Raw genomic sequence first — 12,327 nt, 5'->3', positions numbered from 1 at the left:
CCCCTTGTTCTTGTTTCAGGCGGTGGGGATCAGCCCCAGCAGAGGTCCATGCCTTCCTTGACGGAGATCGAGTCGACGCCCTCGACGGGTTCGTCGGTCACCAGTGCGACGCCGGTGTCGAAGAAGTCCTTGCCCTCGGTCGGCTCGGGCTTCACGCCCTCGTCGGCCCAAGTCTTGATCGCCTCGATGCCCAGGCTGGCCATCATCAGCGGGTACTGCTGCGAGGTGGCGCCGATCACGCCGTCCGCGACGTTCTGCACGCCGGGGCACCCGCCGTCGACCGAAACGATCAGCACGTCATTTTCGCGCCCGATGGCCTTGAGGGCCTCGTAGGCGCCGGCGGCTGCGGGCTCGTTGATGGTGTAGACCACGTTGATGAAGGGATCCTGTGCCAGCAGGTTCTCCATTGCGCGGCGGCCGCCTTCCTCGTTGCCCTGGGTCACGTCGTTGCCGACGATGCGGGGATCGTCTTCGTCGCCCCACTTGTTCGGATCGCCGAGGTCGATGCCAAAACCCTGCAGGAAGCCCTGGTCACGCAGGACGCCCACGGTCGGCTGCGACACGGCGAGATCCAGCATGGCGATCTTGGCGTCGGCGGCGTCGTCGCCCAGCTTGGCGGCAGCCCATTTGCCGATCAGTTCACCGGCCAGAAAGTTGTCGGTGGCAAAGGTCGCGTCGGCGGCGTCGATCGGGCTCAGCGGGGTGTCCAGCGCGATCACCAGGATGCCTGCGTCGCGCGCCTGCTGTACGGCGGGGACGATGGACGAGGTGTCCGAGGCGGTCAGCAGGATGCCTTTGGCGCCATCGGCGATGCAGGTCTCGATCGCCTGAACCTGGGTTTCATGATCGCCGTCGATCTTGCCGGCAAAGGATTTCAGCTCGATGCCCAGTTCTTCGGCCTTGGCGGTCGCGCCTTCTTTCATCTTGACGAAGAAAGGGTTGGTGTCGGTCTTGGTGATCAGGCAGGCGCTGATCGAATGGCTGGCGGCGCTTGCCCCGCTGGCCAGAGTGGCGGCGGTCAGGGCAATGGCCGAGCCAGTCAGAAGCTTTTTCATGATATCCTCCCAGAGTGTCTTTCGACGTATCGCGGGGCCCTCGCGTAGTTAACTTGGCCCGAGGGCAGGTTTGCCGGCCCCATGCTTTCTAGAAAGCCGATTCGGACCGAGGCTGTCAACATTAATAAATCCGATTTATTTATTGTTGACAGGGGGCCGCTCAGCGTGGAGTCTTTCAAGCAGCCGACACTGGCCGCAAAAAGAGAACGGACCCGATGAAACTGGACCGCAGCAAGGGGGAGGAGATGGCCGCAGCGCTGCCTGCGGACGGTGTTCGCGGCTCCAATCAAAGCGGAGTGCGCGCCCACAACGAGCGCCTTGTCCTGTCGCTTGTCCGCCAGTTCGGTCCGTTGGCCAAGGCAGAGATTGCCCGGCGAACGGGGCTTTCCGCGCAGACCGTCTCGGTCATCATGCGCGCCCTGGAAAAGGAGGGCCTGCTCGAAAAGGGAGAGCCCGTGCGCGGCAAGGTCGGCCAGCCCTCGGTGCCGATGGGACTGGCGCAGGGCGGCGCCTACTTCCTTGGGCTGAAGGTAGGTCGTCGGTCGCTGGACCTCATCCTGACGGATTTTCATGGCCACGTCGAAGGCCGGGTGCACCTGTCACACCGATATCCGACGCCTGAGAGCGTCGTGACTTTTGCCAACACAGCCATTGCGCAACTGTTGGATCAGTTGCCCCCGGAGAACCGCAAGAAGGTTTCGGGACTGGGAATCGCGACGCCGTTCCGACTTTGGGACTGGGCTCGTCCTCTGGGATTGACCAGCTCCGAGATGGAGGCCTGGCGCGACCGAGACATCGCCGCCGAGATTGCCAACACTTGGGATTTCCCGGTTTATCTGCGCAATGACGGCTCAGCGGCCTGCGGTGCCGAACTGGTCTTTGGAGACCAGAACAAGCCGCGCGACTTTCTGTATTTCTTTGTCGGCTTTTTCGTCGGCGGCGGGATTGTGATCGACAACAACGTCTTTACCGGGCGCAGCGGCAACGCGGCAGCACTGGCCTCGATCCCGATCGGCATCAAGGGGGCAAAGGTGCGACAGCTGGTCGATGTCGCCTCGATCCATACGCTGGAACAGATGGTGGTCGAAGAGGGCGGCGACAGTCGACTGATCTGGGACAACCCGACCGAGTGGAACCTGCCCGGCGACGTTCTGTCTACCTGGGTGGAAAAGGCCGCCGAAGGGCTGGCCTATGCGACGCTTTCGGCGTCTTGTCTGATCGACTTCGAATGTGTGGTGATTGACGGTTGGCTGCCCGATACCGTCCGCACTGCCCTTGTCGAGCATACCTTCCAGCGGCTGAACGAGATTCGCGTTGCGGGGATAGAGATGCCCGACCTGCGAGAAGGCAGCATAGGCCGAGATGCGCGTGCGCTGGGCGCTGCCAGCCTGCCCTTGTCGGACAAGTTCCTTGTCGACCGGAACGCCTTTCTCAAGGGGTAAGCCCGAGGGATTGGTGGTTTATTCCTCGCTGCCGATCGGTCGACGTGGCGCGCTTGCACTTTGAGTGAAGCGGCGAGACCCGCGTGCCTGAATTGAGAAGCCTTGCCAACTTGCCAAGAAACGGCATGTCCGAACAAGCGATCTTTCTTCCCCGGGCAGGGGGGTACGGTAACTCGTTGTGTCTTGAGAGTTGGTGCCCAGGAGAGGACTCGAACCTCCACGACCGAAGTCACTGGTACCTGAAACCAGCGCGTCTACCAATTCCGCCACCTGGGCATCAGGAGCGTGAGGCAGGCGTTTAAAGGTGGTGCGAGGGGGTGTCAACGGCCATTTTCAAGAAATCTTCGCGCGGCAATGCGGCGCCTTGCGGGCGACGCGTCGCGCCGGTATTCCTGCCGGGCAAGCTGGCTACAGGAGGGCGTGCCCCATGTCCAAACTCGTCACCATCTATGGCGGCTCGGGATTCGTCGGACGCTATATCGCCCGTCGCATGGCCAAAGAGGGCTGGCGCGTCCGTGTCGCCTGTCGCCGCCCGAACGAGGCGATCTTTGTCCGCCCCTATGGCGTCGTCGGCCAGGTCGAGCCGGTGTTCTGCAATATCCGCGATGACGACAGTGTCCGCAGCGTGATGCAGGGCGCCGACGCCGTGGTGAATTGCGTCGGCACTTTCGACAAGGGCGGAAAGAACAACTTTGACGCCGTCCAGCACGAGGGCGCGGAGCGCATCGCACGCATCGCCGCCGAGGAAGGCGTGACGCACATGGTGCATGTCTCTGCCATCGGCGCCGATCCCAACGGCAACAGTCTTTATGCCAAGAGCAAGGGCAAGGGCGAAGAAGGTGTCCTCGGGCACATGCCGCAGTCCGTGATCCTGCGCCCTTCGGTGATCTTCGGCCCCGAAGATGCCTTCTTCAACCGCTTTGCCTCGATGACGCGCATGGGGCCGGTGTTGCCGATCGTTGGCGGCGGAACCAGGTTCCAACCGGTCTATGTGGACGACGTGGCCCAGGCCGCGGTCAAGGGCGTGCTGGGACAGGCAAAGCCGGGCATCTACGAGCTTGGCGGCCCGGATGTCATGACCTTCCGCGAGTTGATGCAGGTCATGCTGGACGTGATCCGTCGCCGTCGCTTCGTGGCGAACATTCCCTTTTTTGCCGCCGGGGTCATCGGGTCTGTTTCGGATTTCGTGCAAAGCGTCTCGCTGGGTTTGATTCCCGCGCAGATCACAGCCGATCAGGTTCGTAGCCTGCGCCACGACAACGTCACGACCGAAGGCTCCAGGGGATTCGCCGACCTGGGGATTTCGCCGATGTCGGTACAGGCGGTGCTGCCGGACTATCTCTGGCGTTTCCGCCCTTCGGGCCAGTACGAAGCAATCAAGGAATCGGCCCAGAACCTGCGGTCCCAATGACAGGGAGCCGGGGCTGAAACCCGTCAGCCCCTCGCCGTCAATGGTGAAGGTCTGGCTTTTGCGCATATGGCCCCAGCGTGAGGGCGGCATGAACCGCAGGTCGTCCTGCTCAAAGGTACTCGGACAAAGCTGCGGTTCGTTTCGGGGGTGCCAACGCGCTGCCGTCTTTCGTTTGAAGCAGCGCGCCGTGATCTAGCGGAAGCGCGCTGCGTTTTCGGCTGCGGCCGCCTCGGTATCACCTTTGCCAAAGGCTGAGGGACGCGGCTGAGGGAGTTGGAGCGCCTCCTGCACCCGCGGCATGGCGTCCAGCCTGTCAAACCAGGCTTGCAGGTGCGGCAGTCCCTCGACGCTCACCGTTGCCCAGAAATGGCTGCGGGCCCATGGATAGGTGGCGATGTCGGCGATCGACAAGGTGCTACCCACAAGCCAGTCGCGCCCTGCCAGCCGCGTGTCGAGCACTTCGAGAAGGCGCCGGCTCTCCTTGACGTAGCGGTCGATGGCATAGGGCACCTCGTCGCCGTTCGGCTTGGCGATGCGCTGAAAGAACATGGCCTGACCCATCATCGGGCCGATCCCGCCCATCTGGAACATCAGCCATTGCAACGTCTCGGAGCGTTCCTTGGGATCATGGCTTAGAAAACGGTCGTATTTCTCGGCGAGGTACCAGAGGATCGCGCCGCTCTCGAACACCGCGAAGTCGTCGGCCCCCCGGTCAACGATGGTCGGGATACGCCCGTTCGGGTTCAGCCGCAGGTAGTCGGGGGCCTTCTGTTCTTTCTTGCCAAAGTCGATCGGCACCAGTTCGTAGTCGATTTCCGCCTCGTGCAGAAAGATCAGCGGCTTCCAGCCGTTCATGGTGTTGGCGGTGTATAGAACGATGTCAGGCCGCTTCATTTGCCAGCCCTCCGAATGTCTTGGCAAGGTGGAGTTCGAAGCGCGAGAGATCGCCTTCCACGTCGGGGTTCTTCATCACGTCGAAGGCCCCAAAGCTCGGCAGTGGGGTCATGCCAAAGAACTTGGCGTTCAGATGGACGGGCCGCAGGAGGTCGTCGAGGGACATCCCTTCGAAAAAGGGTTCGTCGGGATCATCAAAGGCTTCGGCCGGCGCATTCAGCGTCGCCGAGATAATGTAGCGCGTGCCGGCCAGCTTGCCTCCCATGCCGTAGTTTGCCTTGGGCGCACTGGCAGAACGGCCATCGCCGTCGCTGAGCCGTCCGCCCATCCCGACGGTATAGACTTCGTCCATGTACTTCTTGAACGACCAGGGCACGCCCATCCAGTTCACCGGGAACTGGAGGAGGACAACATCCGCCCACAGATGATTTTCGACCTCCGCTTCGACGTCGTAGCCCTGCGCGACAGTGGTCAGCCGGACCTCGTGCCCTTGCGCTTCCAGGGTCGTCTTGGCGAGGTTGGCGAGAGTCTCGTTGAGTGCGCCCGGGGCAAAGGCGTAGGGCTGGGCGCCGTTCAGAATATGTATCTTGGTCACTTCGGATGTCCTTCTCTGGCTGCGCCCGCTTGACACGAGCAGGCTCGGCGACGAAATGCGTCTTCAAGGATGCAAAAGCAACTAGTATACTTTTTGTAACCTGATTGGGCGAACAGACTGTGGAGGCGACCTTGGACGCAAAGATCGAAGTGGATGCAAAGGGCCGCCGCAGCGCGAGCGAGGCCTGCCTGGAACCCTGCGCGATCGAACGGGGCATGCGGATCATCGGGGGCAAATGGACCGGGTCCATCCTGTGGCATGTCAAGGATGGCCCCGTAAGGTTCAACGATCTGGCGAGAATGATCGGCGGTGCGTCAAAAAAGATGATCACCGAACGCCTGCGTCAGCTCGAAGATCAAGGCCTGGTCAGGCGCGAGGTGCGGGACACGGCCCCGATCACGGTCGTCTACGAGATCACGGATTTCGGACGGACCGCGCTCGGCTTCTTGGATGAACTGCGCAAATGGGCCGAGGAGCTTCCGCCGTCTGGAATTGAGGGCAAATGACCATGGTCCGATAGACAGGGGCGCGCCCTTCAGGCCGTACGCCGCGTTCCAATGTCGCAAGAAGGACTCAACGCAGCGGATTTGCTGCTAATGACAGTCACGGGCGCCGCTGAAGCTCTGCCAGAAGCGGGCCGTTGTAGCATCCCGGGGGTGGAGTTCCGCTCAGCGAGGTCTGGCGCGACAGCCATTCCTCGCAGGCGTCCACCAAGGCACATCCCCGACAGGCGGTGACCATGGAGGCGTAGGCGCCCGGCGCCAGACTGCCGTCATTCAGAGCATCGGTGAGGTTCACGCCCATGACGCGCGCGACGCTGCGTGTCATGAAAAAGTGCCGGGCTGGATCACCAAGCGTCAGTTCCATTTTTCTTCTCCGAGGACGTGATGCCTTCCATCGCTTCTTGCAGCGCGGCAAGGCGTTTGCGGTTCAGACAATTGCCGGGAAAGCTGCGGGTGTCGTCCACCGGCTTGTTCAGCCACTGGTCGCAGCGCTGGGACCAGCCGCAGCCCCGGCAGCACGTGACGATGCCTGCCCAGTCCTCTTGGGAAAGCAGCCCGGCGTCCGTCGCGCCGACCAGATCGACGCCGGTGGCCTTGGCCATCCGCTGGACCAGCCAGTAATGTTCGGTTTCGTCCCCCAAGACCGTGGGGCGGGTCGGGGCGGGGCGTGTTCCGTCCATCTCTCAGCCCGCTTCGAGGGTTTGGAACAGGTCCGAGTTGCGGCAGAACCCGGGCGCTTCGGTCCCGTCCTGCTCGCGTTTGGCCAACCAGTGCGCGCAGGTCTCGGGCGACGCGCAGGACGTGCAGCGCAATACCGCGTCTTCCAGTTCAGAGACCGTCAGCTTGCCGCGCATGATCCGTTCTTCAAGGTCTATGCCGCGGGCCTGTGCCATGTCGTCGACCAGCGCCGCATGGCGTTTCAGTGTCGCTCGGCTCTGCATTGATCCGTCCCCTCTGTCCTCTGTTGTCGAGGGGCAGAATGGCAGAGTAGGCGCGCCGTCACCTTGACTCAGGTCAACGCTGGGTTGACCAGGGATCAGGCCTCACTGCTGGCGAAGGGCCTTCTCCGTCTCGGCCACGATCTTGAGGCGGGCGGCATTGGGCGGGTGGCTTCCCAGGAACCTGTTGCCGGGGTCGGGGATGCGCGCGAAAAACTCTGCGCCGCGCAGCGGGTCAAATCCGGAGCGATAGGTGATGATCGTGCCCAGCTGGTCCGCTTCCAGTTCGAACTCCTTGGAGTAGGTGCGTGCGCCCACAGCCGCGCCCAGCTGTTCGGCATCGCGCACGGCATCGGCCTCGGCCCCGCTGATGGCGGCGATTCCCGCAAAGACCACGGCTCCGATCGTGGCGCTTTGCCGGGTCTTGGCCAGATGGTCCAGGATATGATGCGCGGCCTCGTGCCCCATGACAAAGGCCAGTTCGTCCGCATTCCGCACCGAATTGATCATACCGATGTTAAAGGCGAGGATCGGTCGGCCATAACGGTCGACGGTCTGGAAGGCATTGGGCGGCAAATCGGCCCGGTCGTCGATCACGATCTGGAAATCGCAGTTCAGCCCCCGGGTCCGCTGGCGGCATTCGCGTTCCGCCACAGGTTCGACCGTCTGCACCACCTGCACGAATTGCCGGGCAGCACGGTTGGCGCGCTGCTGGGCTTCGGAGCCGCCAAGGGTGCTGGGCGCCGGGGCCGGCAGGGGCGCGGCGCAGGCGGACAGCAGCGCTAAGGCGATGAGCGGCAACAGTCGGGTCATGGAAGGTCCGGAAAAGATTTGTGCAGAGTTACCCTAAGCTGCCGCGACCTTCTGTTCCAGCCGGTCGCGATCAATTGGCAGTGTTGCGCCGGTGACCTACCTTTCACGGCATGACCGACAAGCCGACCGTGATCTACAACGACAGTTGCCCAATCTGCTCGCGCGAGGTGGCAGGTTATCGCCGCATGGCGGAACGTGACGGCGTCGAACTTGGGTTTGCCGGGTTATCGGAGGGCGCACATGCAGACCACGGGCTGACCCGCGACCAGGCAGCCCGCCGGTTCCACGTGGTCAAGGACGGCACCCTTTACAGCGGCCTGCCCGCCTTTGCCGTCCTCTGGGCAGAGATGCCGCGCCTGCGCTGGCTGGCCCGGCTGGTGCGCCTGCCGGGTCTGAGCCACATTCTGGGCGCCGCCTACGATCATCTCGTGGCCCCGGCGCTATATGCCCTGCACCGGCGACGCCAGCGTCGCGCCGAATCGGTTTCCGGCAAGGGGCGCGCGGGCTAACCTGACAGCATGTACAGCGTAGAACATGATTTCGACGCCACCGTCGTGACCCTGGTGGACGAAGGTGGCCCGCCCCTGCAAGAGGATGTCGTCATCTCTGGCTTTGAGGATTGCATCACGGTCGAGCAATACGACCCCCGCACCGACAGGATGCAGCGGATCACCCTGTCGATCTCGCAGATGCAGGACCTCGTGGCGGCGGTCAACACGCCCGAAGGCGTCTATCGGCGCAAGGATTGAAACCCGGCTCAGTCGGTAATCCGGAACAGCTTGTCCCGCGCGGTCTCTCCGCGAACCAGTTCCAGCCGAGATTTCGGTACACCCAGCGCCTTTGCCAGCAACTTGGTGACCGCGGCATTGGCCTTGCCGCCCTCTGGCACCGTCGTGACCGTGACACGCAGGCTGTCGCCGTCTCGGATGACGACGTTGCGGGATGCCTTGGGCGTGACGCGCACGGCCAGCGTGGCGCCGGCCACGGCAAGGTCCGAAAGATCGGGCTGTTTCATGCCCTCCGCATAAAGGCTGTGCCGTGATGTGCAACATTCCCGGTTGAAACCCGGGGCCGGTGGCCTGACATATCGGCGGACGAAGACAGGAGACGCCATGCCCACCCCGAATCCCGCCGCGATGGAATTTCTGCTGAGTCGCCGGTCGCGTCCGGCCAAGACGCTGAAGGCACCGGGCCCCGACGATGCCGCCCTGATGCCGCTGTTGACCGCCGCGGCCCGCACCCCGGATCACGGCAAACTCGAACCCTGGCGTTTCATCGTGCTGCGGGATGCCGCGATGCAGCGCATGGCCGAAGCCGTGGCCGATTGCGGCGAACGACTGGGCAAGAGCGACGAGGACATTGCCAAGGCGCGCGACGCCTGGGAGCGCAGCCCGCTCTGCGTCGCCGTGGTCGAGGTACAAAAGGAAAGCCCCAAGATCCCTGCGCTGGAACAGACCTACTCGGCGGGGGCGACCTGTCTCGCGCTGCTGAACGCGGCGCTGGCCTCTGGCTGGGGCGCGAACTGGCTGTCGGGCTGGGCCAGCCATGACCGCGGCTTTGTCGAAGGCGCGCTGGGCCTTGCCCCGAACGAAAAGATCGCGGGGTTCATCCATATCGGCACCGAAAGCGCCGCGCCGCCCGAACGTCCGCGCCCCGACATGGACCAGATCGTCAGCTGGGTGTCGGAATGATCTTTGACGCCGTCAGCCGCGCCATCGCGCAACTGCCCGATCCGCGATTTCGCGGTGTGCTGTTGCGTGGAATCGGGATCACGCTGGCGATCCTCATCGCTGTCAGCATGACCGTGATCTGGGGTTTGGGCTGGCTGATCGGCGATTCGATCACTCTGCCGTGGATCGGCACAATCGAATGGCTCGACACCGCGGCAAGCTGGGCTGCTGTCCCGGTCATGCTGGTGCTGTCGGCATTCCTGATGGTGCCCATTGCCTCGGCCATCACGTCGATGTTTCTCGAAGAGGTGGCTCAGGCCGTCGAAGACAAGCACTATACGGGCCTGGGCCCCGCCACCCCGCCCAGCTTTGTCGATAGCTTGATCGACTCGCTGGGGTTCCTTGGCACGATGATCCTGGCCAACCTGTTTGCGCTGGTACTGTACTTGCTGTTTGCGCCACTCGCGCCGGTGATCTTCTGGGGATTGAACGGATTCCTGCTGGGACGGGAATATTTCACGCTGGCCGCCATGCGCCGGGTCGGTCGCCAAGAGGCCCGCAAATTGCGCCGTCGCCACCTTGCCACGATCTGGGCCGCAGGTGTGCTGATGGCAATCCCTCTGACGATTCCGCTCGTCAACCTGCTGATCCCGGTTCTGGGTGCAGCCACCTTCACGCATATCTTTCATCGGGTCGGGCGCGGGTAGCCGAAACCCGCGCTCAAACCGGTCTCAGCGCGATCTTCCCATTCGGCTCGGCCAGCACCTGCCAGCCGGCGGCCCACATCTGGTAAAGTGCCGCGCAGGCGGCGGCGCGTTCGGCGGGGATCAATGGGCCGGTGACCCAGTCGCACAGCTCATAGTAATTGCCGGCGGTGGCATACAGCGGCTCTTTCAGGAACAGCTGCGCCGCCAGCAGGGGCACGTCATCCTCGGCCAATGGCGCCAATAGATTGCCTGCGAACAGGTCCTCGATCCCCGAACACGCCGTCAATTCGAAGGGCGCGTCGACGCCAATCACATGCGGATCTTCCCAGACCAGCGGCGCTACCAGAACAACCTGTTGAACCGCCTCTTTGACACGCCCAATCCGGCTTTTGGCCTCATCCAGAGTCATCGCCGCTGTGGGCGTGGTCAGGTATTGCTCCAGACGCCATGCCATTTCTGCGCCGTGTGGCATGAGGTGGAGGCAATCCGCCCGGGTTGGCGGAGCAGCCCGAGACAACCCGAAAACCAACCGCCGATCCTCGCTGATATGGTTCGGTGGCGAAGACGGACGCACGAACTCTTCGCGATCCGCCAGCACGGGATCCGCGTCGAACAGGTCATGCCACGCCAGTTGCCAGTCGCGGTGCATTTCCCGGATGCGCGCGTTTTGAGCGGCGCGCATCCTCTCCGCCTCCGCAGGCTGTGGCCGCTGCGATTTCCGGCCAAACAGTCCGCGCCACATCATTCGACGTGGGATGTCCCGTCCATCCGGTCAAACATCCAGCCGTCGATGTCGCGTACCGTGATGACCTCGAAGACGATGATCGAGGCGATCACCGCCCAAAGCGCGAAGGCGATGCCGGTGGTGATCCAGGCCTTGCGCTTGAGGTTGTGCACCTCCGGGCTGCCGGCATGGGTGCCGGGCACCACGTCGCCCAGATCGCCCTGGGTCTTCAGCCGGATCGGGATGACGCAGAGAAAGGTCATGAACCAGATCACGGCAAAGAGGACGAGGGCCGAAGTGATCCCCATCAGACCTGCTCCAGTTCCACGAGGCAGCCGTTGAAGTCCTTTGGGTGCAGGAAGAGCACGGGCTTGCCATGTGCGCCGATCTTCGGCTCTCCCGTGCCCAGAACGCGGGCGCCGGTTTCCTTCAGGTGGTCGCGCGCGGCAAGGATATCCTCGACCTCGTAGCAGACGTGGTGGATCCCGCCCGAGGGGTTCTTGTCCAAAAAGCCCTGGATCGGAGAGTTCTCGCCCAGCGGATACAGCAGCTCGATCTTGGTGTTCGGAAGTTCGATGAAGATCACCGTCACGCCGTGGTCGGGTTCCTCCTGCGGTTCGCCGACCTTGGCCCCCAGCGCGGTGCGGTACTGTGCGGCGGCTGCCTCTAGGTCGGGCACGGCGATGGCAACGTGATTCAGGCGTCCGATCATCTGTCTCTCCATGTCTGGCTTTGACAGAGGTTATGGCGTGACGACACAGACCGGACAAGCCGGTGCGACCCTTAACCGCTTGTTCACCTTGTCGGGGCCAATCTGACAGGCGACTCGATGAGAGGAGCCCCGACATGGACGACTATGATCAACTCTCCCCGCACCTGCGCCCGACCGCGACGCGGCCCCTGCTTGGGCTGACCATCCTCGTGGTGGAGGACAGCCGGTACTCCTGTGATGCGATGCGCCTGCTGTGCCTGCGGTCGGGGGCGCGCATCCGCAGGGCGGACTGTCTGAAATCGGCGCGCCGTCACCTGCAGGTCTACCGGCCCAGCGTGGTGGTCATTGACTTGGGGCTGCCGGACGGGTCGGGTGCCGACCTGATCGCCGAACTCAGCACGACCTGTCCGCGTGTCGATGTCCTGCTGGGCACCAGCGGCGACACCTTCGCCGAAGAAGTGGCGCTGGCCGCCGGGGCCGACGGTTTTCTGGGCAAGCCGATCTCGTCGGTCGCCGCCTTCCAGAACGCCATCCTGTCGGTCCTTCCCACCGAACGGCGGCCAACGGGTCCGCGCCTGGTCAGTGACGATCCCGTGGTGCCTGATCCCTTGTCCTACCGCGATGACATGGCCCATGCGGCGGATGTGCTCTGCGATGCGCGCAATCCGCAGACCTTGGCCTATATCACGCAGTTCCTGGCCGGGGTCGCGCGCAGCGCGGGCGATGGCGTGTTGCAGCAGGCGGCAGAGGACCTGGCCGATGCCCGCGCCGCTGGCCGTCCGGTCAAGCCCGGCCTAGACCGAGTGTCCGCCCTGGTCCAGGACCGCGTGGCCGACCGTATGGCGATCTGACCGTAGCCGCCA

At 63.5% G+C, this 12,327-nt stretch carries 19 protein-coding genes and 1 tRNA gene; 8 read left to right on the top strand and 12 right to left on the bottom strand.

The features are described 5' to 3' along the window. Positions 1-29: 29 nt before the first annotated feature. Complete coding sequence (locus RBB42_RS01605; protein ID WP_305967936.1) at positions 30-1,055, bottom strand: sugar ABC transporter substrate-binding protein; 1,026 nt, start codon at positions 1,053-1,055, stop codon at positions 30-32. Between the two features lie 215 nt (positions 1,056-1,270). Between RBB42_RS01605 and RBB42_RS01600 the strand changes: the two genes are divergently transcribed. After that, a complete protein-coding gene (locus RBB42_RS01600; protein ID WP_305967937.1) occupies positions 1,271-2,497 on the top strand; it encodes an ROK family transcriptional regulator in 1,227 nt (408 codons plus the stop codon). 191 nt (positions 2,498-2,688) lie between these two features. On the opposite strand, the gene RBB42_RS01595 is transcribed toward RBB42_RS01600, so the two are convergent. After that, positions 2,689-2,773, bottom strand: a tRNA-Leu gene (locus tag RBB42_RS01595). Positions 2,774-2,924: 151 nt separating this feature from the next. Here RBB42_RS01595 and RBB42_RS01590 point away from each other — a divergent pair. After that, positions 2,925-3,908, top strand: coding sequence for a complex I NDUFA9 subunit family protein (locus RBB42_RS01590; RefSeq protein ID WP_305967938.1), 984 nt, complete (start codon positions 2,925-2,927; stop codon positions 3,906-3,908). A gap of 192 nt (positions 3,909-4,100) precedes the next feature. On the opposite strand, the gene RBB42_RS01585 is transcribed toward RBB42_RS01590, so the two are convergent. Continuing rightward, entirely contained in the window at positions 4,101-4,802 is a 702-nt protein-coding gene (locus RBB42_RS01585) for a glutathione S-transferase family protein (RefSeq protein WP_305967939.1), read from the bottom strand. Then, entirely contained in the window at positions 4,789-5,397 is a 609-nt protein-coding gene (locus RBB42_RS01580) for an NAD(P)H-dependent oxidoreductase (RefSeq protein ID WP_306043590.1), read from the bottom strand. The genes RBB42_RS01585 and RBB42_RS01580 overlap by 14 nt, the downstream gene beginning before the upstream one ends. 131 nt (positions 5,398-5,528) lie before the next feature. On the opposite strand from RBB42_RS01580, the gene RBB42_RS01575 reads away from it, so the two are divergent. Continuing rightward, positions 5,529-5,903, top strand: coding sequence for a winged helix-turn-helix transcriptional regulator (locus tag RBB42_RS01575; RefSeq protein WP_305967941.1), 375 nt, complete (start codon positions 5,529-5,531; stop codon positions 5,901-5,903). A gap of 97 nt (positions 5,904-6,000) precedes the next feature. On the opposite strand, the gene RBB42_RS01570 is transcribed toward RBB42_RS01575, so the two are convergent. The 4 genes from RBB42_RS01570 to RBB42_RS01555 all read right to left on the bottom strand — a co-directional run bounded on the left by RBB42_RS01570 (position 6,001) and on the right by RBB42_RS01555 (position 7,651). Beyond that, on the bottom strand, positions 6,001-6,264 hold the full coding sequence (locus tag RBB42_RS01570) for a DUF6455 family protein (RefSeq protein WP_305967942.1): 264 nt from the start codon (positions 6,262-6,264) through the stop codon (positions 6,001-6,003). Next, positions 6,245-6,580, bottom strand: coding sequence for a DUF6455 family protein (locus RBB42_RS01565; protein WP_305967943.1), 336 nt, complete (start codon positions 6,578-6,580; stop codon positions 6,245-6,247). Before RBB42_RS01565 ends, RBB42_RS01570 begins: the two co-directional genes overlap by 20 nt. 3 nt (positions 6,581-6,583) lie before the next feature. Then, positions 6,584-6,841: a DUF6455 family protein gene (locus tag RBB42_RS01560; protein WP_305967944.1), complete on the bottom strand. Its 258-nt coding sequence runs from the start codon at positions 6,839-6,841 to the stop codon at positions 6,584-6,586. 102 nt (positions 6,842-6,943) lie between these two features. Next, positions 6,944-7,651, bottom strand: a complete 708-nt coding sequence (locus RBB42_RS01555; RefSeq protein WP_305967945.1) for a M48 family metallopeptidase — start codon at positions 7,649-7,651, stop codon at positions 6,944-6,946. A gap of 110 nt (positions 7,652-7,761) precedes the next feature. On the opposite strand from RBB42_RS01555, the gene RBB42_RS01550 reads away from it, so the two are divergent. After that, positions 7,762-8,160, top strand: a complete 399-nt coding sequence (locus tag RBB42_RS01550) for a thiol-disulfide oxidoreductase DCC family protein (protein ID WP_305967946.1) — start codon at positions 7,762-7,764, stop codon at positions 8,158-8,160. Between the two features lie 9 nt (positions 8,161-8,169). Beyond that, the gene (locus RBB42_RS01545; RefSeq protein WP_043140582.1) at positions 8,170-8,400 is read left to right on the top strand and encodes a DUF8831 family protein; all 231 of its coding nucleotides are present in this window, start codon (positions 8,170-8,172) and stop codon (positions 8,398-8,400) included. 8 nt (positions 8,401-8,408) lie between these two features. On the opposite strand, the gene RBB42_RS01540 is transcribed toward RBB42_RS01545, so the two are convergent. Continuing rightward, positions 8,409-8,666 (bottom strand): DUF167 domain-containing protein, encoded by a 258-nt coding sequence (locus RBB42_RS01540; protein WP_305967947.1) that lies wholly within the window; start codon positions 8,664-8,666, stop codon positions 8,409-8,411. Positions 8,667-8,763: 97 nt separating this feature from the next. On the opposite strand from RBB42_RS01540, the gene RBB42_RS01535 reads away from it, so the two are divergent. Together RBB42_RS01535 and RBB42_RS01530 are read left to right on the top strand one after the other, a co-directional pair. Next, positions 8,764-9,342 carry a nitroreductase family protein gene (locus tag RBB42_RS01535; RefSeq protein ID WP_305967948.1) on the top strand — a complete coding sequence of 193 codons (579 nt, stop codon included), beginning with the start codon at positions 8,764-8,766 and terminating at the stop codon, positions 9,340-9,342. Then, entirely contained in the window at positions 9,339-10,028 is a 690-nt protein-coding gene (locus RBB42_RS01530) for an EI24 domain-containing protein (RefSeq protein ID WP_305967949.1), read from the top strand. Before RBB42_RS01535 ends, RBB42_RS01530 begins: the two co-directional genes overlap by 4 nt. A 13-nt stretch (positions 10,029-10,041) precedes the next feature. On the opposite strand, the gene RBB42_RS01525 is transcribed toward RBB42_RS01530, so the two are convergent. Genes RBB42_RS01525 through mce form a run of 3 tightly spaced genes read right to left on the bottom strand, consistent with a single transcriptional unit; the run spans position 10,042 to position 11,464 of the window. Next, on the bottom strand, positions 10,042-10,710 hold the full coding sequence (locus RBB42_RS01525; RefSeq protein WP_305967950.1) for a hypothetical protein: 669 nt from the start codon (positions 10,708-10,710) through the stop codon (positions 10,042-10,044). A 59-nt stretch (positions 10,711-10,769) separates the two neighbouring features. Continuing rightward, complete coding sequence (locus RBB42_RS01520) at positions 10,770-11,060, bottom strand: DUF1467 family protein (protein WP_305967951.1); 291 nt, start codon at positions 11,058-11,060, stop codon at positions 10,770-10,772. Next, positions 11,060-11,464, bottom strand: a complete 405-nt coding sequence (gene mce, locus RBB42_RS01515) for a methylmalonyl-CoA epimerase (RefSeq protein WP_305967952.1) — start codon at positions 11,462-11,464, stop codon at positions 11,060-11,062. The genes RBB42_RS01520 and mce overlap by 1 nt, the downstream gene beginning before the upstream one ends. A gap of 134 nt (positions 11,465-11,598) precedes the next feature. Here mce and RBB42_RS01510 point away from each other — a divergent pair, with 134 nt between their 5' ends. Further along, a complete protein-coding gene (locus RBB42_RS01510; RefSeq protein ID WP_305967953.1) occupies positions 11,599-12,315 on the top strand; it encodes a response regulator in 717 nt (238 codons plus the stop codon). The last annotated feature ends 12 nt before the right edge of the window (positions 12,316-12,327 follow it).

Origin of the sequence: Mameliella sp. MMSF_3455 (genome assembly GCF_030733205.1) — a bacterium.
Lineage (GTDB): Bacteria > Pseudomonadota > Alphaproteobacteria > Rhodobacterales > Rhodobacteraceae > Antarctobacter.
The sequence above is the reverse complement of the archived record's forward strand: the minus strand, read 5'-3'. Positions and strand labels throughout refer to the sequence as shown.

Coding starts and splice junctions, on each gene's coding strand:
- RBB42_RS01520 (WP_305967951.1), bottom strand. CDS start 11,060: ATGGGGATCACTTCGGCCCTCGTCCTCTTTGCCGTGATCTGGTTCATG.
- RBB42_RS01600 (WP_305967937.1), top strand. CDS start 1,271: ATGAAACTGGACCGCAGCAAGGGGGAGGAGATGGCCGCAGCGCTGCCT.
- RBB42_RS01565 (WP_305967943.1), bottom strand. CDS start 6,580: ATGGACGGAACACGCCCCGCCCCGACCCGCCCCACGGTCTTGGGGGAC.
- RBB42_RS01530 (WP_305967949.1), top strand. CDS start 9,339: ATGATCTTTGACGCCGTCAGCCGCGCCATCGCGCAACTGCCCGATCCG.
- mce (WP_305967952.1), bottom strand. CDS start 11,464: ATGATCGGACGCCTGAATCACGTTGCCATCGCCGTGCCCGACCTAGAG.
- RBB42_RS01570 (WP_305967942.1), bottom strand. CDS start 6,264: ATGGAACTGACGCTTGGTGATCCAGCCCGGCACTTTTTCATGACACGC.
- RBB42_RS01585 (WP_305967939.1), bottom strand. CDS start 4,802: ATGAAGCGGCCTGACATCGTTCTATACACCGCCAACACCATGAACGGC.
- RBB42_RS01535 (WP_305967948.1), top strand. CDS start 8,764: ATGCCCACCCCGAATCCCGCCGCGATGGAATTTCTGCTGAGTCGCCGG.
- RBB42_RS01560 (WP_305967944.1), bottom strand. CDS start 6,841: ATGCAGAGCCGAGCGACACTGAAACGCCATGCGGCGCTGGTCGACGAC.
- RBB42_RS01540 (WP_305967947.1), bottom strand. CDS start 8,666: ATGAAACAGCCCGATCTTTCGGACCTTGCCGTGGCCGGCGCCACGCTG.
- RBB42_RS01555 (WP_305967945.1), bottom strand. CDS start 7,651: ATGACCCGACTGTTGCCGCTCATCGCCTTAGCGCTGCTGTCCGCCTGC.
- RBB42_RS01525 (WP_305967950.1), bottom strand. CDS start 10,710: ATGCGCGCCGCTCAAAACGCGCGCATCCGGGAAATGCACCGCGACTGG.
- RBB42_RS01510 (WP_305967953.1), top strand. CDS start 11,599: ATGGACGACTATGATCAACTCTCCCCGCACCTGCGCCCGACCGCGACG.
- RBB42_RS01605 (WP_305967936.1), bottom strand. CDS start 1,055: ATGAAAAAGCTTCTGACTGGCTCGGCCATTGCCCTGACCGCCGCCACT.
- RBB42_RS01545 (WP_043140582.1), top strand. CDS start 8,170: ATGTACAGCGTAGAACATGATTTCGACGCCACCGTCGTGACCCTGGTG.
- RBB42_RS01590 (WP_305967938.1), top strand. CDS start 2,925: ATGTCCAAACTCGTCACCATCTATGGCGGCTCGGGATTCGTCGGACGC.
- RBB42_RS01550 (WP_305967946.1), top strand. CDS start 7,762: ATGACCGACAAGCCGACCGTGATCTACAACGACAGTTGCCCAATCTGC.